Raw genomic sequence first — 19,913 nt, 5'->3', positions numbered from 1 at the left:
GCTCGTCTCGATTACTTCTCGACGTGCTTGCGGGTGACGGAAAGGGACTCGACCTCTTCGTGATCCAGCTTGTCGGCCTCGGCCTCGACGACACGCGAGCCGTCGGACGCCAGGAAGCCCAGCTTGAACTTGTCGGTCGCGGCCTTGATGGCATCGGCGGCGTCGCCGTCGAGCACCTTGGCGCCGCCCTGCAGGGCGTCGAAGGAGGACTGCACGGTGGCGTGCAGGTTCTCCAGCAGCTCCGAGTTGAAGCGGCGGATGTCGCCGACCGGCACGGAGTCGTAGAAGCCACCGTCGACCAGGTACAGCGAAACAACCTGGTCCTCAACGGAAACCGGGGCGTACTGGTCCTGCTTGAGCAGCTCGACCCAGCGCGCGCCACGCTCCAGCTGGGCCAGCGAGGCGGCATCCAGGTCGGAGGCGAAGGCGGAGAACGCCTCGAGCTCACGGTAGGAGGCCAGCTCCAGACGCAGCGAACCGGAGACCTTCTTCATGGCCTTGGTCTGCGCGGCGCCACCGACTCGGGACACCGAGATACCGACGTTGATGGCCGGGCGGACACCCTTGTTGAAGAGGTCCGACTCCAGGAACACCTGGCCGTCGGTGATGGAGATGACGTTGGTCGGGATGAACGCCGAGACGTCGTTGGCCTTGGTCTCGATAATCGGCAGACCGGTCATCGAGCCCGCGCCCAGGGCGTCGGACAGCTTGGCGCAACGCTCCAGCAGGCGCGAGTGCAGGTAGAAGACGTCACCCGGGTACGCCTCGCGGCCCGGCGGGCGACGCAGCAGCAGCGAGATGGCGCGGTAGGCCTCGGCCTGCTTGGACAGGTCGTCGAACACGATCAGGACGTGCTTGCCCTGGTACATCCAGTGCTGGCCGAGGGCCGAACCGGTGTACGGCGCCAGCCACTTGAAGCCGGCGGAGTCCGACGCGGGGGCCGCGACGATGGTGGTGTACTCCATCGCGCCGTGCGCCTCGAGCGCGGTCTTGACGCCCGCGATGGTGGAGCCCTTCTGGCCGATCGCGACGTAGATGCAACGCACCTGCTTCGACGGATCGCCGGTGGCCCAGTTGGCCTTCTGGTTGATGATCGCGTCGATGCAGACCGCGGTCTTGCCGGTCTTGCGGTCACCGATGACCAGCTGACGCTGGCCACGGCCGATCGCGGTCAGGGCGTCGATGGCGGTGATGCCGGTGGCCATCGGCTCACCGACCGGCTGACGCTCCAGCACGGTCGCGGCCTGCAGCTCGAGCACGCGACGCTCGTCGGACTCGATCTCGCCGAGGCCGTCGATGGGCGCGCCCAGCGGGTCGATGACGCGGCCGAGGAACTTGTCACCCACGGGAACCGAGAGCACGTCGCCGGTGCGGCGGACCTGCTGGCCCTCTTCCAGGGTGTCGAACTCACCCAGGACGACGGCACCGATGTTGGTGTCTTCCAGGTTCAGCGCCACACCGAGCACGCCGCCGGGGAATTCCAGCAGCTCGTTGGCCATCGCGGACGGCAGGCCACTGATGTGGGCGATACCGTCGCCGGTGTCGGTGACGACACCGATCTCTTCGATGGAGGTCTCGGGGGTGTAGCTCTGGGTGTAGCTCTCGATCGCGCTACGGATCTCATCGGGGGAGATCGTCAGCTCCGCCATGTTCTTCCTGCTCTCGCTGTGGGTCTCGAATGTCGGTGTGTTACTGCGCTTCTCGGCGTTCGTCTCTTAAGCGAGAGACTGGCGCAAGCGCTGCAGCCGGCCGATGGCGCTGCCGTCGATCAGGTCGTCGCCCACGCGCACGACGACGCCGGCCAGCAAGGTCGGGTCCTCCTGCACGTGCACGGTGATCGGCTTGTCGTAGATGCGCTGCAGCGAGGCGGCGAGGTGCTCGCGCTGCTGCGGCGTCAGGGCCACCGCAGCGCGCACGTGCGCCACGATCTGCTCCCGGAGCGAGGCCGCCAGATCGGACAGCTCGTCGATGGCCTGGCCGGCATCGCCCTTGTGGCGCAGCACGGCCTGTTCGACCAGCTGCAGGGTGATGTCCTCGACCTTTCCGGCGAGCAGACGCTGCACCAGGGCACGCTTGGCCGGAGCCGGCTTGCCGTGGTCCTGCAGCGCCTGCTCCAGGTCCGGGTTGTCATCGATGATGCGGCCCAGCCGGAACAGTTCGTCCTCGACGGCGGTCAGGCGGCCACGCTCGTCCGCGGCGCGCAACAGCGCTTCGCGGCCGAGCAGGACCAGCGTGTCCACCAGATCGCGGGTCCGCGACCAGTCCTGGGCCACCGCGGTGGTCAGCACGGCCTGGGTGGTCCCGCTGATCTTGCCGCCGAAGACGCGTTCGGCCAGCTCGGCCCGCGCCGAACTCGACACCGACTTATCCGCGAGCGCCACACGCAGCGAACGCTGGTCGTCGAGGACGGCGACAACGGCGAACAGTTCCGACCCCGTAGTAGCCGCGACGGTGTCGCTACCGGTCAGAGCGGCCCGAAGGGCTTCCCGCGCACGGGAACTCGCCTCGCGGCTCGCTGCGTACATGCTTCCCACTTTCGGTCCGTTACCTTCCGACCCCGATACCGGCGTTCGCGTCCAGTTCCTGGAGGAACCGGTCGATCGACGCCGCCTGCTTGGCCTCGTCGGCCACCGACTGACCGATGATCTTCTCGGCCAGGTCGACCGCGGTGCGGCCGAGCTCGGACCGCAGTTCGGTCACGATCTGCTGGCGCTGTGCCTCCAGCTGCGAGTGTCCCGCGGCCACGATGCGGTCGGCCTCGGCCTGCGCATCGGAACGCATCGCCGCGAGGATCGACGCACCCTGGGTGCGGGCTTCCTCACGGATACGAGCGGCCTCGAGGCGAGCCTCGGCCAGCTGCTCCTGGTACTGCTGCAGGGTGGCCTGCGCCTCGGCCTGCACGGCCTCGGCCTTGGCGATACCGCCCTCGATCTTCTGGGTCCGCTCGTCCAGCACCTTGGTCAGGCGCGGGACGACGTACTTGGCGAAGACAAAGGCGATAACGATGAAGACAATCGCAGACCAGACAATGTCGTAGGTCTTCGGGACGAGGGGATTGATGTCCTCCTCGGCCGCAAGCAAAACAATGTTGTTCATCGTCGATTCCTAGTCTTTTGCCGGAATCAGAAAATGAAGCCGGCGACGAGACCGATCAGTGCCAGGGCCTCGGTGAACGCGATACCCAGGAACATGGTGGTCCGGATCTGGCCCTGCAGCTCGGGCTGACGGGCGATGCCCTCGATGGCCTTGCCGACGACGATGCCGACGCCGACGCCCGGGCCGATCGCGGCGAGACCGTAGCCGATGGCGCCGTAGCCCTTGGCGGTCGGAGCGTTCTCGGCCAGGAAGGTCAGGGTGCTGCTCATTGGTGTCTATTCCCTTTCTGTCGCCCACCCGCCGTAGGCGGCGTGTGTGGCAGGTTTCTGGTGTTGGTGCGGTCGGTCAGTGAGAGTCGGCGTGCTGCGCCAGACCGATGTACACAGCGGTCAGCAGCGCGAACACGTACGCCTGCAGGAAGACCACCAGGAGCTCGAAGAGCGTGAAGCCGAAGCCCGCGAGCAGCGAGAACGGCGAGAACACCGTCATCCAGGTGGCACTGAACAGGAAGAACTGGGTGGCACTGAAGAACAGCACCAACATGATGTGGCCTGCCAGCATGTTCGCCATGAGACGGACGGTCAGCGTGAACGGGCGCAGCACGAAGGTCGAGAGGAACTCGATCGGGATCAGCAGCACGTGCAGCGCGGGCGGCACATTCGGCACCACGATGGACGAGCGCATGTATTTCAGGAAGCCGTACTTCTTGATGCCCACGTAGTTGAAGGTGACGTAGGCAACGACTGCCAGCACGAGGGGCATGCCGATTCGCGCGTTCGACGAGATGTTCAGGCCCGGAATAACACCCGAGGCGTTCAAGAACAGCACCGTGAAGAAGATCGACGCGATCAGCGGGAAGAACTTCTTGCCGGATTCCTTACCCAGCACCTCGTCGCAGATCTGTTCCTTGACGAACACCAGACCGGATTCCGCGACATTCTGCAGACCGCGCGGAACCAGCTGCGGGCGACGGAAAGCCGCGAGCATGACGAGTACGAGAACGGCCGACATGAGGATGCGAATGAGCATCAAACGGTCGAGCTCGAAAGGCGTCCCCTCGAACAGCACTGCTGGAGGGAAGAAGTCGTTGAGTGACGGCGCGTGGAACTCGCCCGCCATAAAGGTGACGCTCAGCGTTCTCTCCCGTGGTCGGAACGCAGGAGATAGTTTTCTCCTGCGGTTCGATCGGACATTGACGATCTGGTGGGTCGACTCAGGTCGGCTCGAAGTTCGTCAGCAGCTGTGGCAGTCACGCCCTGGCGTCTGTACGCGCGTCGGCGACATCGTCGACGGTGCAGAACCGGTAACCCAGAGGGCCCGGTACGGCATGAAGCATAACCTGCTCTCAGGCGGGTCTCAGGCGACCCCCCCTGTTGATTCGGTTGGCTACAGGTAAAGAGTTTATCAAGTTATCTACGACAATGCGTAGGGGGTAGGCGAAACACGTGATGAACGGTGTCTCGCCCGGCTCGCGCGGGGCGCGAAACTACAGGTCGCGCTCCACTTCGACGGTCGGAACGCGTTGGCGCAGAAGGCCGTACGTCTCCGCGCCGAGCACGATGAGCAGCGCCGAGATGACGGTGAAGAACAGCGCGTAGCGGTTGTAGAAGTCGAACTGCTTGAGCGCTGCCACGACAATCACTGCCAGCAGCAGCTTTCCGACCCAGCTGCCGAGCAGCACGACGCCCTGCAGGCCGGACTCGATCTTCGCGCTGAACAGCACCGACGCGGCCGTGGTGAGAATGAACGCACCGCCGAGGGCGGAACCGATCAGGGCTCCCCACAGGCCCGGCAGGCCCGCGCAGATGGACGACACGATGGCCGAAACCACAACCAGCACAGCCAAACCGGCGATGCCGTAGCGCAGGGCCGCGCGGAGCGGGGCATCGGGACCGGGAGTGGAAGGCGTGCTCACGGGCAGCAACTCTACCCGGCGACGTTCTGGCGATCGTGAGGCGGTTTGCGGGTCGGGTTGCGCAACTCACGCCAGGACGGCACCGCGGTGACGATGAGCGCGAAAACGAGTCCGGCCGCGAACACGAGCACCACCATGCGCCGATCCGAGATCAACGAGGTGCCGACCGCGCCGAATGCGAGCACGCTCACCCAGAGATAGATCACCAAGACCACGCGGCGCTGCGAATGTCCGATCTGCAGCAAACGGTGATGCAGATGCATTTTGTCCGGAGTGGAAAAACTCACACCTGCGCGAACGCGACGAATCACGGCCAGAACAAGATCAAGAACAGGAATGAACATCACCGCACCCACCAGCAACAGCGGTGACAGCAAACCCACGATGTCGCGCGGGCCGTAACCCTGCAGCGGAATTCGCCCGGAGGCACCCGTGGACACCGCGGCCAGCATCAATCCGATGAGCATGGAACCGGTGTCGCCCATGAAAATCCGGGCCGGTGAGAAATTGTGTGGCAGAAATCCCAGACACGCGCCCGCCAGCGCGGCCGCCAGCAACGCCGGCGGATAGGTGTCGGTGGAACCGCCGACCTCGTAGAGCAAACCCACGGTGAACACGAAAACCGCGACGGCCGCGATAAAACCGAGGCCCGCGGCCAAACCGTCGAGGCCGTCCACGAAATTCATGGCGTTCACGACGGTCACCGTGATGCCGACGGTCACCAGACCGCCCTGCAGCGGATCCAGCACCACCGTCTCATTGGTGAAGGGGTTGTAGATGGCCACCCAGCTCAGGCCCATCACCGCCATCACGCCAGCCGCGGTGATCTGGCCGACCAGCTTGGTCAGCCAGTCCAGGCCCCAGCGGTCGTCGATGATGCCGACCAGCACGATGAGCGTGGCCGCGGCCAGCACCGCCGGAATGTCCTTGGGGTAGTCGAAGCCGCGGCGCAGGGCGGGCAGCTGATGCGCGAACAGCACGGCCGCCAGCAGACCCAGGTAGATGCCCAAACCGCCCATGCGCGGAATCGGCTTCACGTGCACATCGCGCTCGCGCGGGATCGCCACCGCCCCGAAGGCGATGGCCAGCACCCGGATTCCACCCGTGGACAGGTAGGCGATGACCGTGGCGACGAGCAGCACCAGCAGCAGCTCCCGCAGCGGGACGACCGCGCCCTGGCTGAATACGCCCTGACTCAGCAGCATTTAACGGGCCGTCACCGCTCGCCCGGCTGGCGCAGCTCCTCGGGCGACATGCCGAGCACCTCCGCGATCTTCTCCGCGGCGACGGCGCCCTCGCGCAGGATGCGCGGGGTATCGGAGGTCAGATCGACGATGGTGGAGGCGACCGCGTGATCGGCCGGGCCGCCGTCGAGGTACACCCCGACCAGCTCGCCCAGCTGCGCCTGCGCCTCGGCCGCGGTGGTGGCGGGCGGCTGCCCGGAGACGTTCGCGCTCGACACCGCCAGCGGGCCGACCTCGCGCAGCAGTTCCAGCGCGACCGGGTGCAGCGGCATCCGCAGCATCACCGTGCCGCGCGCGTCACCCAGATCCCAGGCCAGCGAAGGGGCCTGCTGCACAACCAGACTCAACCCGCCCGGCCAGAAGGCGCGGATCAGCTCGCGCGCCTGCGGGCGCACGGAGAAGACCAGCCCGTCGATGGTGTTCCACGACCCGACCAGCACCGGCACCGGCATATCGCGGCCACGACGTTTGGCGGCCAGCAGCGCGCTCACCGCCTGACTGTCGAACGCGTCGGCGGCGAGCCCATAGAGCGTGTCGGTCGGAATAACGGCCAACCGTCCGGACTTCAGCGTGCTGCGCGCGGCGCTCAGACCGGCGGCGCGGGAGTCGGGATCGGCACAGTCGTAGACGGTACTCACGGCTGACATCTTGACACGGGACGCTCGCAGCGCCACTGTCGCGCCGGGTTTCGGCCACGATTCGGTCGTATTCTCGGATTCGACGAAGGAGGCACCACCCCATGATGCGTGCGATCTGGAACGGAACGGTCATTGCCGAGGCCCCGGAAACCGTGGAGGTCGAGGGCAATCAGTACTTTCCGGTCGATTCCCTGAAGCGGGAATTCTTCAGCGAAAGCGCCCACCACACCCTGTGCCCGTGGAAGGGCATCGCCAGCTACTACACGGTCACCGTGGACGGCAAGGAGAACCCCGACGCCGCCTGGTACTACCCCAAGCCCAGCCCCCTGGCCCGCAAGATCAAAGACCACGTCGCCTTCTGGCACGGCGTCGAGATCGAGAACTCCCCCGAGTAACCGTCAGTCGGCGGTGCGGCGGGCTACGACGAAGCGGGGCTTTCCGGCGAGGTCGGGGTGTTCGATGATGTCGGTGAAGCCGCCGTGGGCGGCGAAGAGGGCGGCTACGCCGGAGCCGTTGGTGTCGTCGTGTTCGACTGCGGCCGCGCCGTTTTCGCGGAGCAGGCGGGCGATGGTTGCGGTCATGGGGCGGATGACCTCGAGGCCGTCGGGGCCGCCGAAGAGAGCGCGGTGCGGGTCGTGGTCCATGACCTCGGGGTCGAGCTGGGCATCTGAGGGGATGTAGGGCGGGTTGGAGACGACCACGTCCACCGTGCCGTTGAGGTGTTCGAGGATGGTGGGGTCGGTGACGTCGCCGGCATGCAGGTCGATGGGGCTGTCGCCCTCGTCGGCCAGTTGCAGGGCGTTGCGTCGCGCCCAGGCCAGCGCCTCGGCGTCGAGTTCGACCGCGTGCACCTGGACGTCGGGGCGGGCATGGGCAATGGCCAGGGCCAGGGCGCCGGAACCGGTGCAGAGGTCCACGACGATGGGCTGGTGTTCATGGCCGACCTGCTCCAGCTGAGCCAGCGCCCAGGCGAAGATCAACTCGGTCTCGGGGCGAGGGATGAAAACGCCGGGACCGACCGCGAGATCGATCTCACCCATCGCCGCTGTACCCGTAAGGTGCTGCAGCGGAACGCGTTCCGCGCGCCGCGCGACCAGCTTGCGATACTCCTCGAGCTGGTCGGGGGTCAGCATCGGCATCAAGGCCAGGCGGCCCCGATCGACACCCAGCACATGGGCCGCAAGGTATTCCGCGTCGGCCTGGGGGCTGGGCACCCCGGCCGCGGCCAAGATCTCCACGGCCTCCCTGACGGCCGGTCGCAACGGTGCACGACTCACGGTTTCGCAGCCTTTCTCCCCACGCACATGCTCGCACGAAAATGATTGCCTCGAACGGTCTCCCGCTCAACCGCTCGCGCGCCGACGGCATCGGGCGTGGCGTCCGAGTACCGCCCTAGAGCTTCTTGCGGTAGTACACCACTCGCTCGCGCTCCTCGAAGCCGTGCGACTGGTGGAAGCGGTGTGCGACGGCGTTCTCCAGCAGCGCATCCGAACCGAGTTCGGTGCAGCCGAGTTCGCGTCCCCACGCCTCGACCGCCTCGCACAGCTCGCCCGCGAGACCGTGCAACCGGTATCCGGGAGCCACGAAGATGCCTTCCAGGAACGCCACCGGTGAGGTTTCGCAGCCGTTGACGTAGTCGCGCCGGAGGCTGGCCTCGGCGTATCCGACGGGTTCGCCGTCCTCGCTCAGTGCGACCAGGACGACGGCGTCGGGACTCGCGGCCAGTTCCGCCAGCTCGGCCCGGTGCTCGGCCTCGTCCTCGACCGGCCACAGCGCGAACCGCAGGGAGGCCACCGCGTCGATGACCTCCACGTGGTCGGTGGCCTCTGCCGTCACCCGCTCGATCCGCATTTCCGCTGTCCCCCGGCTTATTCGGCGGCCAGCCGGGCCGCGCGGTCGGCCTCGCCGAGGGCGGTGAACAGGTCCTCGAGGTTGCCGTCCAGCACCGAATCCAGGTTGTGCGCCTTGAAACCGATGCGGTGATCGGCGATGCGGTTCTCCGGGAAATTGTAGGTGCGGATGCGCTCGGAGCGGTCCACGGTGCGGATCTGCGCTGCGCGGCCGGACGCGGCCTCGGCGTCGGCCTGCTCCTCCATGAGGGCCTGCAGCCGCGCGGCCAGTACCTGCTTGGCGCGAATCTTGTTCTGCAGCTGGGACCGTTCGTTCTGGCAGGTCACCACCAGGCCGGTGGGCAGGTGGGTGAGGCGCACGGCGGAGTCGGTGGTGTTGACGCCCTGACCGCCCTTGCCGGAGGACCGGTACACGTCGATGCGCAGGTCCTTCTCGTCGATCTCGACTTCCTCGACCTCGTCGGGCTCCGGGTAGACCAGCACGCCCGCGGCCGAGGTGTGAATGCGCCCTTGGGATTCGGTGACCGGCACGCGCTGCACGCGGTGCACGCCGCCCTCGAACTTGAGCTTGGACCACACCCCGTCGCGGGTGGGTTCCTTGCTCTTGATGGAGAAGCTGGCGTCCTTGTACCCGTCCAGATCGGAGTAGGTGACGCCGAGCACCTCGACCTTCCAGCCGTGCCGCTCCGCGTAGCGGATGTACATGCGCGCCAGATCGGAGGCGAACAGCGCGGACTCCTCGCCGCCCTCGCCGGATTTCACCTCGAGGATGACATCGTCGCCGTCGTGCGGGTCGCGCGGCGCGAGCAGGTCGGTGAGCTGCTTGTCCAGCTCCTCCACCTGCGCCTGCAGGCCGGGGACCTCGGCGGCGAAGGACGAATCGTCGGCCGCGAGCTCCTGCGCGGCGGCGAGATCGTCGCGCGCGGTGCTCAGCTTGTTGTAGGTCGACATGACCGGACCGAGTTCGGCGAAGCGCTTGCCGACCCGGCGGGCCGCGCCCGGGTCGTTGTGCAGCGAAGGGTCGGCGAGCTGGGATTCCAGCCCCTGGTACTCGGCCAGGATGTCGTCGATCGCGTTGGGGGCCGTCTTGTCGGCCATCGCGGGTCCTCCCATCGGGGTGCCGGGCTTCGGCACACCCGGAAAGTATGTGTGAGCTGTTTCAGCTCGCTGCCAGTAGGTCCACAAACACACCGACGCCCGGCCCGCGAGTGCGGGACGGGCGTCGGGCGGGACAGCTAGTTGGCAGCCTTGGTGCGCTTGCCGTAGCGGGCCTCGAAGCGGGCCACGCGGCCGCCGGTGTCCAGAATCTTCTGCTTGCCCGTGTAGAACGGGTGGCACTGGGAGCAGACCTCGACCGTGATCTGGCCCGACTCCTTGGTGCTCTTGGTCTGGAAGGTGTTGCCACAACCGCAGACCACGGTGGTGTCCACGTAAGTGGGGTGAATTCCTGCCCTCATTGGGTGTCCTTTCAACTGGTCCCGGGTCGCCTGAAATTGCCTGACGTGAACCGGAACCGACTAGAGGCATGGTTGCCGACGGAACAGTATATGCGGTGCTCTCCAGGTCACTGCCGGTGGGCTCCGGAGGTAGCTCCCGCGAGGGTTCCACTGTCCTGAACCGCGGGTCTGCCCGGTTTGTTCCCGCCCGTCCCCCCAAGAAACTACGGGCACGCATATTTACCCGGCTCGAGTGACGCTGGAAGTCGAGTAGCCCGCTACTCGGGAATACGAACACCCGTGTTCATAGAGTTTGTCCAGGTGAGAGTTTCACGACGATCGGAAGGACAGCGGTGACCAGGAAGGACGCGACGACCGGGGGTTCATCCCCCGCCACCGCGCACGCCGAAGCCGGGAGGGCACATCGGCGGCACGCGGAAGTCGTCGCGGGCGGGGTCCTGGTGACACTGACGCTTCTGGTGGTCGCGGGCTGGTGGATGGCTCCCGGGGAGTCCGGCAACGCGGTGGGGCCCCTGAGCTCGGCCCCCAACCCACCGCGGGGGGACGCCACGCTCACCTACACAGCGGTCACGGCGCCGGATTACACCGGTGCCGTGACCGCGCTCATTCTCGGCTTCTTGATCGCCGGTGCGGCACTCATCGCCGCCGTCTTCTTCGGCCCGGTACCGCAAACACGGCGGCGGCCCCGCCGAAGCGGGGCCGCCGTCGTGAGAAACCTTGCGCAACAGACTTATTCGTCGATCGCGCCCGGGGCGGTCTTGGAGACCGTCATCAGGAACTCGATGTTGCTCTTGGTCTTCTTCAACCGGTCGACCATCAGGTCGATCGCCTGATGCGAGTCCAGACCGGACAGCACGCGCCGCAGCTTGTGCAGCACCGCCGCCTCGTCCGGCGACATCAGTAGATCGTCGCGACGGGTGCTCGACAGGTTCACGTCGACCGCCGGGAACACGCGGCGCTCGGCGATCTTGCGATCGAGCTTGAGCTCGGCGTTACCCGTGCCCTTGAACTCCTCGAAGATGACCGTGTCACCGGTGGAGCCGGTCTCGACCAGCGCCGTGGCGATTATGGTCAGCGAGCCGCCGTTCTCGATATTGCGGGCCGCGCCGAGGAACCGCTTGGGCGGGTACAGCGCGGTGGAATCCACACCACCGGAAAGGATTCGACCCGAGGCCGGGGACGAGTTGTTGTAGGCACGACCCAATCGGGTGATCGAGTCGAGCAGCACGACAACGTCCTGACCCGCTTCCACCAGACGCTTGGCCCGTTCGATGGCGAGCTCGGCGACCGAGGTGTGATCGCTCGGCGGACGGTCGAACGTGGAGGCGATGACCTCGCCGCGCACGGAGCGCTGCATATCGGTCACTTCCTCGGGACGCTCGTCCACCAGCACCACCATCAGGTAGCACTCCGGGTTGTTGGTGGCGATCGCGTTGGCGATGTCCTGGATGACCATCGTCTTACCCGCCTTGGGCGGGGACACGATCAGCGCACGCTGGCCCTTACCGATCGGCATGATCAGGTCGATGATGCGCGTGGTCAGCTTGTTCGGCTGAGTTTCCAGCCGCAGGCGCTGATTCGGGTACAGCGGGGTGAGCTTGTTGAATTCCGGTCGGCGCTTGGCACTTTCGACGTCGCCGCCGTTGACCGTGTCCAAACGCACCAGCGGATCGAACTTCTGGCGCTGGTTGGACTGATCGCCGTCGCGCGGAGCGCGCACCGCACCGGTGATGGCGTCACCGCGGCGCAGGCCGTTCTTGCGGACCAGGTTCATCGACACGTACACGTCGTTCTGCCCGGCCAGGTAGCCGGAGGTGCGGACGAACGCGTAGTTGTCGAGGACATCCAGGATGCCGGCGACCGGCTGCAGGACGTCGTCCTCGCGGATCTCCATCTCGCGAGCCTCGCCACCACCGGTGGCCACGCCTTCACGGTCCCGCCCGCGACGACGCTCACGGAAGCGACGACCCCGGCGGCCGCGGCCACCTTCCTCGTCGTCCTCCACCCGGTTGTCCCGGTTGTCGCGGTTGTTGCGACCGGCGCCGTTCTGCTGGCCGCCGTTGCTGTTGCGCTCGCCCTGGTCGTTGCGCTGGTTGTTGCGCTCGCCCTGGTTGTTGTTGCGCTCGCCCTGGTCGTTGCGCTGATTGTTGCGCTCGCCCTGGTTGCCGCGATCGCGACGACGCTCGCCGCCCTCCTGCTCGCCCTTGTCGGCGGCGGGGGCCTCGGCGGTGGTGTTCTCGGCATTGGCGCCGCGCTGCTCGCGACCCCGACGCTGGCGACCACGGCCGCGCTGGCCGCCGTCGCGACCGTCCTGACCGGACTCGGACTCGCCACCCTCGGCGCGGGCGTTCTCGCCCTCCTCGCGCTTGGATTCGCGAGTCTCCGAAGCGTTTTGGCGCGCCTCGGCCTGCTCGGCACGGTTGGCCGGAGCCTCCGCCTTCACCTCGGCCGGAGCCGGAGCGGGCTCGGCGGCCTTGACCGACACGGACTCCCCACCGGTCGGCGCGTCCTCGGCCTTGGCCTTCGCATTCCGCGTGGCCTTGCCGGTGGCAGGCTTCGCGCCCGCGCTGCCGCCCCCTTGGTTCTCCTTGATAGCGGCGATGAGATCACCCTTACGCATCCCGGAAGTGCCTCGGATACCGAGTTCTCCCGCAAGCGCACGCAACTGCGGCAACAACATTCCAGTCAGCCCCGATCGTGCGACGTCAGTTTGTTCGCTCATCTTCGAAATCTGTCCGGAGTCACTTTCGCGGCTACCCGAGGACGCTGAATCGCTATCCGTCCCGGGTGTCGCGAGCAGGTCCGTATCTGTCACGGAAATCCTTTCCTTCCCTCGACCGCCGTGTGCCTGTTCGAGGGTTCCTCCTGCAGTCCGGTCTCGTGCCGAACTCGGATGCCGTATCGCCTGTCCCGCCGGGCCGATGGGGTCACCACCACGTGGGCTCCGCCACCAGGAAAAAAGGTGGGAGAGATCATTCCAGTTGACTGGCTACCCCCAAGTTTCGAGCCTCAAGCCTCGAGCCTGAGCAAGGAGCCTCTGGAGCGATTTGCCCTGATGAAGCACCGGCGTCTGACGCGCACGATGTACGGACTCGCTCAGGATAGCTCCCACCTTTTGCATCGGCAAGGCAGGCGCGCTGTCAATCGACCAATACTCCGCCGGCGATGCCCGGCTCCAAGACGCGCATGCCGTCCGCAATCGCGAGTTCGCGCAGTTCTTCCGGGAATTCGCTGGTCGCGAAGGCGAGCACGGTCGGCCCCGCACCCGATACGGTGGCCGCGATGCCCGCGGCGCGCAACCGTTCCACCCATTTGGTGGTCAACGGCAACGCCGAGGCGCGGTAGCCCTGGTGTAGCCGGTCCGCCGTGGCGGGAAGCAGCAGGTCGGGCCGCTGCGTCAAGGCGACTACCGCGAGCGCGGAACGACTCGCGTTGAAGGCCGCATCGACGTGCGGAACCGACTCCGGGAGCAAACCGCGGGTGTGCGCGGTGGCGGAACGCTCTTCGGGAATCAGCACCACGGGCCGCAGCGAGGGATGCGGTTCCAGCCGAACCGCCCGGTACACACGGGCGTGATGTGCGTCGCCACTGCCGTTTTCGTCCGCCGAACGGTCGGTTTCGGTCCAGCACACCACGAATCCGCCCAGGATGCTGGCGGACGAATTATCCGGGTGGCCTTCGAATTCACCGGCCAGCTGCACCAGCACGTCGTCGCCGTAGGCCAGTTCGGGATCGAACTTCGCGGCCAAACCACGCCCGGCCGCCAGGCCGCCGACGGCGGCCGAGGCGGAGGAACCCATGCCCCGGGAATGCGGAATCACGTTGCGGCACACCACGTCCAGACCGTCGGCCCACACGCCCGCGGCCTGCAGGCCGCGCTCGATGGCCCGCACCACCAGATGCGAAGGGCCCCAGGGCACGTCGTCGGCGCCCTCCCCCTCGACCCGGATGGTGAGACCGGAGTCCGTGGTGGACACGATGATCTCGTCGTAGAGCCCCAAAGCGATTCCCAGGGAATCGAAACCCGGACCCAGATTGGCGCTGGACGCCGGAACCCGCACGGTGACGGAGATTCCGGCGGGCAGCGTCCGCGTCATGAGCTGAGCGTCGCGCGCGGTCAACTCAGGCCAGCTCGAGTTCGTGGGCCACGGCGACCGGGTCGACCGCGATGGGCTTGACCTCGGGCATGCCCTTGAGAGCGTTGTCCGGGTCCTTCAGACCGTTGCCGGTCACGGTGCAGACCACGGTGAGACCGGCATCGAGCCAGCCCTCGGCACGCGCGGCCAGCAGACCGGCGACCGACGCAGCGGAGGCGGGCTCCACGAAGACGCCTTCCTTGGCCGCGACCAGGCGGTACGCGGCGAGGATCTCGTCATCGGTGGCCGCGCGGAACGCGCCGCCCGACTCCTCCTTGGCCGCCACGGCCTGATTCCAGGACGCGGGCGCACCGATCCGGATGGCGGTGGCGATGGTCTCCGGGTTCAGCACCGGGGCACCGTTGACCAGCGGCGCGGCACCCGCGGCCTGCACGCCCAGCATGCGCGGTCGCGAGGTGCTGGTGCCGTCGGCGAAGTACTCGCTGTAGCCCTTCCAATACGCGGTGATGTTGCCCGCGTTGCCGACCGGCAGCACGTGCACATCGGGGGCCTTGCCCAGCGCGTCGACGATCTCGAAGGCGGCGGTCTTCTGCCCCTCGATGCGGGCCGGGTTCACCGAGTTCACCAGGCCGACCTCGGGGAAGTCCGAGGTGACCTTGCGGGCCAGCTCGAGACAGTCGTCGAAGTTGCCGTCCACCTGAATGATCTTCGCGCCCAGCATGACCGCCTGGGCCAGCTTGCCCATGGCGATCTTGCCCGACGGGATCAGCACCGCGCAGTGCAGACCGGCGCGGGTGGCGTACGCCGCGGCCGAGGCCGAGGTGTTGCCGGTGGAGGCGCACAGCACGGCGGTCTTGCCGTTGTACTTGGCGTCGGTCATGGCCATGGTCATGCCACGGTCCTTGAACGAACCGGTCGGGTTCGCGCCCTCGACCTTGAGGTACACCTCGCAGCCGGTGAGCTCGGAAAGGTGGTGCGCGGGCACCAGTGGGGTGCCGCCCTCGAAGAGAGTGACGGCCTTCCAATCGGCCGGAATCGACAGGCGATCCCGGTAAGCGTCGATCAGACCCGGCCAAGGGGTATGCACGGCTGCGGCTCGTGCGGTTGCACTCATTCCTCGGTGCCTTCCAATCTCAGAACACTGGTCACGGACGTGACGGAGTCCAGTTCGGCCAACGCGGCAACGGTATCCGCCAGCGCGGATTCCTGCGCGTGGTGGGTCACCACCACCAGGCGTGCGCCCTCGTCGTGGCCCTCCTGGCGGACCGTCGAGATGCTCACATGATGCTTGGCGAATTCCCCGGCAACCGCTTCCAGCACACCGGTGCGGTCGGCTACCTGCAGGTTCACGTGGTAGCGGGTCGGGGTGTCGCCGATCGAAGCGATCGGCAGTTCAGCATAAACCGATTCGCCCGGCGCACGGCCACCGAAGAACTTGTTGCGCGCCGCCATCACCACATCGCCCATCACGGCCGACGCGGTCGGCGCGCCGCCGGCGCCCTGACCGTAGAACATCAGGCGACCGGCGTTCTCGGCCTCGACGACCACGGCGTTGAACGCGCCACTGACCGAGGCCAGCGGGTGCTTGCGCGGGATGAGGGCCGGGTAGACGCGGACGGAGACCTTGTCCTTGCCGTCCTCGTCGCTGACGCGCTCGGCCATGGCCAGCAGCTTCACCGTGCAGCCCACGGCCGCGGCGGTCTCCAGATCCTCGGAGGTGATCTTGGAGATGCCCTCGCGGTAGACATCGCCGGAGGTGACGCGGGTGTGGAAGGCGACCGAGGCGAGGATCGCGGCCTTGGCGGCGGCGTCGTAGCCCTCGACATCGGCGGTCGGGTCGGCCTCGGCGTAGCCCAGGCGGGTGGCCTCGGCCAGCACGTCGTCGTAGTCCGCGCCGGTCTCGGCCATGGCCGAGAGGATGAAGTTGGTGGTGCCGTTGACGATTCCGACCACGCGGTTGACCCGGTCACCGGACAGCGACTGGATGAGCGGGCGGATCACCGGGATGGCGCCGGCCACCGCGGCCTCGAAATACAGGTCGGCACGGTGGTTTTCGGCCGCCGAGGCCAGTTCGCCGGTGTAGTCGGCGAGCAGCGCCTTGTTGGCGGTGACGACGGACTTGCCCGCGTTGAGGGCGGCGGAGATGAGGGCGCGAGCGGGATCGATGCCACCCATGACCTCCACGACGATGTCGACATCGTCACGGGTGACCAGGGTTTCGGCATCGGTGGTGAGCAGGTCGGCGGACAGTCCGCGGTCCTTGTTCAGGTCGCGCACGGCGACACCGCGCAGCACGACGGGAGCGCCGACCCGGTTGCACAGGTCATCGGCGTGGTCACGAATGATGCGGACGACCTCGGTGCCTACCGTGCCCATACCGAGGACCGCGACGCCAATCGGATGATCCGATCCCCACACGCCGTTCTTGTTCTCGGTCATGCATTCACCTCCAAGCTCAGTAGGTCCTCCACCGTCTCACGGCGAAGAATCAAGCGCGCCTTGCCATCCCGCACAGCGACCACCGCGGGCCGGGTGAGCAGGTTGTAGCGGCTCGACATCGAGTAGCAGTACGCGCCGGTTGCCGCGACCGCCACCAGGTCGCCCGGGCCCACATCGGACGGGAGCCAGGTATCGCGGATGACGATATCCCCACTCTCGCAATGCTTTCCGACCACGCGAGCCACCACCGGGCCGGCCTCGCTGGCACGCGAAACCAACCGGCAGTCGTACTCGGCCTGGTAGAGGGCCGGACGGATGTTGTCGCTCATGCCGCCGTCGACGCTCACATAGCGTCGGCGATTACCGCCGTCGAGCACAACATCTTTGATGGTGCCCACCTCGTAGAGGGTGACGGTGCCGGGGCCCGCGATGGCGCGGCCCGGCTCGACCGCGATGGTCGGCATGGGCAGCCCCGCCCGCTCGGCCTCCTCGGCCACGATGCGGCGCAGGTTGGCGGCGAAGTCGTTCAGGGCCGGCGGATCCTCGTGCGGCAGGTACGAAATGCCAAGGCCGCCACCGAGATCCAGCACATTCACCTGCGCGGCGCGGTCCATGCCGAACTTGTCGGCGACCTCGCGCAGCAGGCCCAGCATGCGGCGGGTGGAGATCTCGAAGCCGTCGATCTCGAAGATCTGCGAGCCGATGTGCGAGTGCAGGCCGACCAGGCGCAGGTTGTCGGACTCGAAGACCCGGGCGATGGCCTGCATGGCGTCGCCGCTGGCGATGGAGAAGCCGAACTTCTGGTCCTCGTGCGCGGTCGAGATGTACTCGTGGGTGTGGGCTTCCACGCCGACGGTGACGCGCACCAGAACGTCCGCCACCTTGCCCGCGCGCTTGGCTACGGTCTCGAGGCGTTCGATCTCGATCAGCGAGTCGACCACCACGTCACCGACGCCGGCCTCGACCGCCATCTCCAACTCGGGCACCGACTTGTTGTTGCCGTGCAGGGCGATTCGCTCGGCCGGGAATCCGGCGTGCAGCGCGACGGCCAGCTCACCGCCGGAGCAGACGTCGAGGTGCAGACCCTCGTCGCGGATCCAGCGGGCGATCTCGCCGCACAGGAATGCCTTGGAGGCGTAGTGGACTCGCGCGCCGTCACCGAAGGCGCGGACCATATCCCGGCAGCGGGAACGGAAGTCGTCCTCGTCGATGACGAACAGCGGGGTGCCGTAGTCGGCGGCCAGCTCGTGCACCGGCACACCGGCCAGCCGCACCACGCCGTCGGCGTCGCGGGAGGCGTTGCGCGGCCACACGTTCGCGGGCAGCTCGATCATCTGCGCGGGTGCGCTGGGGCGCTCCGACAGGGTCGGGGCGTGCGGGATGTCCGCGTGACGGGGACCGGCGGGGTGGGCACTCATTTACATACGCTCCGGGGCAGAGACGCCTAGCAGGCCGAGGCCGTTGGCGAGAACCTGACGGGTCGCCTTGACCAGCTCGAGGCGGGTGGCATTGAGAGGGCTGACAGCGTCGTCGCCCTGTGGGATGACGCGCAGCGTCTTGTCGGACTGGAAGGGGTGGTAGGCCCCGGCCAGTTCTTCCAGGTAGCGCACTACCCGGTGCGGCTCACGGGTTTCCGCGGCGGTGGCGACCACGCGCGGGTACTCGCCGAGGGTGCGGATCAGTTCGCCCTCGCGGTCGTCGGTGAGCAGCGCGAAGTCCGGTGTCACCGAGGCGAAGTCGAATGCGGCGGCATTGCCGATGATCTGGTTGGTGCGGGCGTGCGCGTATTGCACGTAGTAGATCGGGTTCTCGCTGTCGGCCTTGGTCCACAGGTCCAGGTCGATGTCGATGCTGGAGTTCACCGACGAACGCACCAGCGAGTACCGCGAGGCGTCCACGCCGATCGCCTCGACCAGGTCGTCGAGCGTGACGACGGTGCCCGCACGCTTCGACATCCGCACGGCGGCACCCTCTTTGACCAGGTTCACCATCTGGCCGATGAGCACCTCGACGGTGTCCGGGTCGTCACCGAAGGCGGCCGCGGCGGCCTTCAGCCGGCCGATGTAGCCGTGGTGGTCCGCGCCGAGCATGTAGATGCACAGGTCGAAGCCGCGCGAACGCTTGTTCTGGAAGTAGGCGATGTCACCGCCGATGTAGGCGGACTTGCCGTCGCTCTTGATGACGACGCGGTCCTTGTCGTCGCCGTACTCGGTGGAGGCGATCCACCAGGCGCCGTCCTTCTCGTAGAGCTTGCCGGACGCCTTGAGCGTCTCGATGGCCTTTTCGACCGCGCCCGAGGCGAACAGCGAGCTCTCGTTGAAGTACACGTCGAAGTCGACGCCGAATTCGTGCAGGTTCTGCTTGATCTGCGCGAACATCAACTCGACGCCCTCGCGACGGAACAGCTCGTGCCGCTCGGCTTCCGGGAGTTCCAGCACTCCGGGATTGGCCTGCACGAGGGTGTCGGCGATGTCGTTGATGTATGCGCCCGCGTAGCCGTCCTCCGGGGTCGGCTGCCCGGTGGCGGCCGCGACCAGCGAATTGGCGAAGCGATCGATCTGCGCGCCATGGTCGTTGAAGTAGTACTCGCGGGTGACGTCCGCGCCCTGCGAGGACAGGATCCGGCCCAGCGCGTCACCGACGGCGGCCCAGCGGGTGCCGCCCAGGTGGATGGGGCCGGTCGGGTTGGCGGACACGAATTCCAGGTTGATCTTCTGGTTCGCGAGAGTGTCCGCGGTGCCAAAGTTTTCACCGGCCGCGAGAATCTTCTCCACGATCGCGCCCTGCGCGGCCTTGGCCAGGCGAATGTTCAAAAAGCCAGGTCCGGCGACCTCGGCGGCGTCGATACCCTCGGCCTGCGACAGGGCCTCGGCGAGTGCGGTTGCGAAGTCGCGGGGATTCATTCCCGCTTTCTTCCCTACCTGCATGGCCACATTCGTGGCATAGTCACCGTGCTCGGGGTTGCGGGGACGCTCCACCTTGACCTCGTCGGGCAGGACCGCAGGGTCGGATCCACGTTCGACAAGTACCTTCGCCGCGGTAGCACGAAGGAGATCTGCAAGGTCAGCTGGAGTCACGAGTCACTATCCTATGGTCCGAGCAGGTGTACGCCGCGCGCGGGCACCACCGGGCAGGTGCCCAGCAAACGATGCGGCCGCGTCGTTTGATTGTCCGACA

General features: G+C 67.1%; 19 protein-coding genes. 1 reads left to right on the top strand and 18 read right to left on the bottom strand.

Features of this window, described 5'->3' with window-relative positions; genetic code table 11:
- Positions 1-11: 11 nt before the first annotated feature.
- The 8 genes from atpA to ACYVN4_RS43945 all read right to left on the bottom strand — a co-directional run bounded on the left by atpA (position 12) and on the right by ACYVN4_RS43945 (position 6,893).
- Entirely contained in the window at positions 12-1,649 is a 1,638-nt protein-coding gene (atpA, locus tag ACYVN4_RS43980; protein WP_460730032.1) for a F0F1 ATP synthase subunit alpha, read from the bottom strand.
- Positions 1,650-1,715: 66 nt separating this feature from the next.
- Positions 1,716-2,525 carry a F0F1 ATP synthase subunit delta gene (locus ACYVN4_RS43975; protein ID WP_460730031.1) on the bottom strand — a complete coding sequence of 270 codons (810 nt, stop codon included), beginning with the start codon at positions 2,523-2,525 and terminating at the stop codon, positions 1,716-1,718.
- Positions 2,526-2,544: 19 nt separating this feature from the next.
- Positions 2,545-3,096, bottom strand: a complete 552-nt coding sequence (locus tag ACYVN4_RS43970) for a F0F1 ATP synthase subunit B (RefSeq protein WP_460730029.1) — start codon at positions 3,094-3,096, stop codon at positions 2,545-2,547.
- Positions 3,097-3,122: 26 nt separating this feature from the next.
- Complete coding sequence (locus ACYVN4_RS43965; RefSeq protein WP_460730027.1) at positions 3,123-3,365, bottom strand: ATP synthase F0 subunit C; 243 nt, start codon at positions 3,363-3,365, stop codon at positions 3,123-3,125.
- Between the two features lie 76 nt (positions 3,366-3,441).
- Positions 3,442-4,215, bottom strand: a complete 774-nt coding sequence (atpB, locus tag ACYVN4_RS43960) for a F0F1 ATP synthase subunit A (RefSeq protein WP_460730025.1) — start codon at positions 4,213-4,215, stop codon at positions 3,442-3,444.
- A gap of 367 nt (positions 4,216-4,582) precedes the next feature.
- Positions 4,583-5,011 (bottom strand): hypothetical protein, encoded by a 429-nt coding sequence (locus tag ACYVN4_RS43955; RefSeq protein ID WP_460730023.1) that lies wholly within the window; start codon positions 5,009-5,011, stop codon positions 4,583-4,585.
- Positions 5,012-5,022: 11 nt separating this feature from the next.
- Entirely contained in the window at positions 5,023-6,216 is a 1,194-nt protein-coding gene (locus ACYVN4_RS43950) for an MraY family glycosyltransferase (RefSeq protein WP_460730021.1), read from the bottom strand.
- 11 nt (positions 6,217-6,227) lie between these two features.
- A complete protein-coding gene (locus ACYVN4_RS43945; protein ID WP_379366558.1) occupies positions 6,228-6,893 on the bottom strand; it encodes an L-threonylcarbamoyladenylate synthase in 666 nt (221 codons plus the stop codon).
- 101 nt (positions 6,894-6,994) lie between these two features.
- Between ACYVN4_RS43945 and ACYVN4_RS43940 the strand changes: the two genes are divergently transcribed.
- Complete coding sequence (locus ACYVN4_RS43940; RefSeq protein WP_460730018.1) at positions 6,995-7,288, top strand: DUF427 domain-containing protein; 294 nt, start codon at positions 6,995-6,997, stop codon at positions 7,286-7,288.
- Positions 7,289-7,291: 3 nt separating this feature from the next.
- Here ACYVN4_RS43940 and prmC read toward each other — a convergent pair whose 3' ends face one another.
- From prmC to argS, 10 genes are all read right to left on the bottom strand, one after another.
- Positions 7,292-8,170, bottom strand: coding sequence for a peptide chain release factor N(5)-glutamine methyltransferase (gene prmC / locus ACYVN4_RS43935; protein WP_460730017.1), 879 nt, complete (start codon positions 8,168-8,170; stop codon positions 7,292-7,294).
- Positions 8,171-8,285: 115 nt separating this feature from the next.
- Positions 8,286-8,744, bottom strand: coding sequence for an aminoglycoside 6'-N-acetyltransferase (gene aac(6'), locus ACYVN4_RS43930; protein ID WP_460730015.1), 459 nt, complete (start codon positions 8,742-8,744; stop codon positions 8,286-8,288).
- Positions 8,745-8,761: 17 nt separating this feature from the next.
- Positions 8,762-9,841 (bottom strand): peptide chain release factor 1, encoded by a 1,080-nt coding sequence (prfA, locus tag ACYVN4_RS43925; RefSeq protein WP_460730013.1) that lies wholly within the window; start codon positions 9,839-9,841, stop codon positions 8,762-8,764.
- A gap of 137 nt (positions 9,842-9,978) precedes the next feature.
- Positions 9,979-10,200, bottom strand: coding sequence for a 50S ribosomal protein L31 (gene rpmE / locus ACYVN4_RS43920; protein WP_379366549.1), 222 nt, complete (start codon positions 10,198-10,200; stop codon positions 9,979-9,981).
- Between the two features lie 730 nt (positions 10,201-10,930).
- Positions 10,931-12,922 carry a transcription termination factor Rho gene (gene rho, locus ACYVN4_RS43915; RefSeq protein ID WP_460730010.1) on the bottom strand — a complete coding sequence of 664 codons (1,992 nt, stop codon included), beginning with the start codon at positions 12,920-12,922 and terminating at the stop codon, positions 10,931-10,933.
- Between the two features lie 418 nt (positions 12,923-13,340).
- Positions 13,341-14,297, bottom strand: a complete 957-nt coding sequence (thrB, locus tag ACYVN4_RS43910; RefSeq protein ID WP_460730008.1) for a homoserine kinase — start codon at positions 14,295-14,297, stop codon at positions 13,341-13,343.
- A gap of 25 nt (positions 14,298-14,322) precedes the next feature.
- A complete protein-coding gene (gene thrC / locus ACYVN4_RS43905; RefSeq protein WP_460730006.1) occupies positions 14,323-15,411 on the bottom strand; it encodes a threonine synthase in 1,089 nt (362 codons plus the stop codon).
- A complete protein-coding gene (locus ACYVN4_RS43900) occupies positions 15,408-16,736 on the bottom strand; it encodes a homoserine dehydrogenase (protein WP_460730004.1) in 1,329 nt (442 codons plus the stop codon). The genes thrC and ACYVN4_RS43900 overlap by 4 nt, the downstream gene beginning before the upstream one ends.
- Positions 16,733-18,154, bottom strand: coding sequence for a diaminopimelate decarboxylase (gene lysA, locus ACYVN4_RS43895; protein ID WP_460730002.1), 1,422 nt, complete (start codon positions 18,152-18,154; stop codon positions 16,733-16,735). The genes ACYVN4_RS43900 and lysA overlap by 4 nt, the downstream gene beginning before the upstream one ends.
- On the bottom strand, positions 18,155-19,813 hold the full coding sequence (gene argS / locus ACYVN4_RS43890; protein ID WP_460730000.1) for an arginine--tRNA ligase: 1,659 nt from the start codon (positions 19,811-19,813) through the stop codon (positions 18,155-18,157). It abuts the gene before it with no gap.
- Positions 19,814-19,913: the final 100 nt, after the last annotated feature.

The organism is Nocardia heshunensis (assembly GCF_054782115.1).
The sequence above is the reverse complement of the archived record's forward strand: the minus strand, read 5'-3'. Positions and strand labels throughout refer to the sequence as shown.

Bases quoted from the DNA above. Each gene is read 5' to 3' on its own strand.
- atpA (WP_460730032.1), bottom strand. From the start codon at position 1,649: ATGGCGGAGCTGACGATCTCCCCCGATGAGATCCGTAGCGCGATCGAG.
- ACYVN4_RS43975 (WP_460730031.1), bottom strand. From the start codon at position 2,525: ATGTACGCAGCGAGCCGCGAGGCGAGTTCCCGTGCGCGGGAAGCCCTT.
- ACYVN4_RS43970 (WP_460730029.1), bottom strand. From the start codon at position 3,096: ATGAACAACATTGTTTTGCTTGCGGCCGAGGAGGACATCAATCCCCTC.
- ACYVN4_RS43965 (WP_460730027.1), bottom strand. From the start codon at position 3,365: ATGAGCAGCACCCTGACCTTCCTGGCCGAGAACGCTCCGACCGCCAAG.
- atpB (WP_460730025.1), bottom strand. From the start codon at position 4,215: ATGGCGGGCGAGTTCCACGCGCCGTCACTCAACGACTTCTTCCCTCCA.
- ACYVN4_RS43950 (WP_460730021.1), bottom strand. From the start codon at position 6,216: ATGCTGCTGAGTCAGGGCGTATTCAGCCAGGGCGCGGTCGTCCCGCTG.
- ACYVN4_RS43940 (WP_460730018.1), top strand. From the start codon at position 6,995: ATGATGCGTGCGATCTGGAACGGAACGGTCATTGCCGAGGCCCCGGAA.
- prfA (WP_460730013.1), bottom strand. From the start codon at position 9,841: ATGGCCGACAAGACGGCCCCCAACGCGATCGACGACATCCTGGCCGAG.
- rpmE (WP_379366549.1), bottom strand. From the start codon at position 10,200: ATGAGGGCAGGAATTCACCCCACTTACGTGGACACCACCGTGGTCTGC.
- rho (WP_460730010.1), bottom strand. From the start codon at position 12,922: ATGAGCGAACAAACTGACGTCGCACGATCGGGGCTGACTGGAATGTTG.
- thrB (WP_460730008.1), bottom strand. From the start codon at position 14,297: ATGACGCGGACGCTGCCCGCCGGAATCTCCGTCACCGTGCGGGTTCCG.
- thrC (WP_460730006.1), bottom strand. From the start codon at position 15,411: ATGAGTGCAACCGCACGAGCCGCAGCCGTGCATACCCCTTGGCCGGGT.
- ACYVN4_RS43900 (WP_460730004.1), bottom strand. From the start codon at position 16,736: ATGACCGAGAACAAGAACGGCGTGTGGGGATCGGATCATCCGATTGGC.
- lysA (WP_460730002.1), bottom strand. From the start codon at position 18,154: ATGAGTGCCCACCCCGCCGGTCCCCGTCACGCGGACATCCCGCACGCC.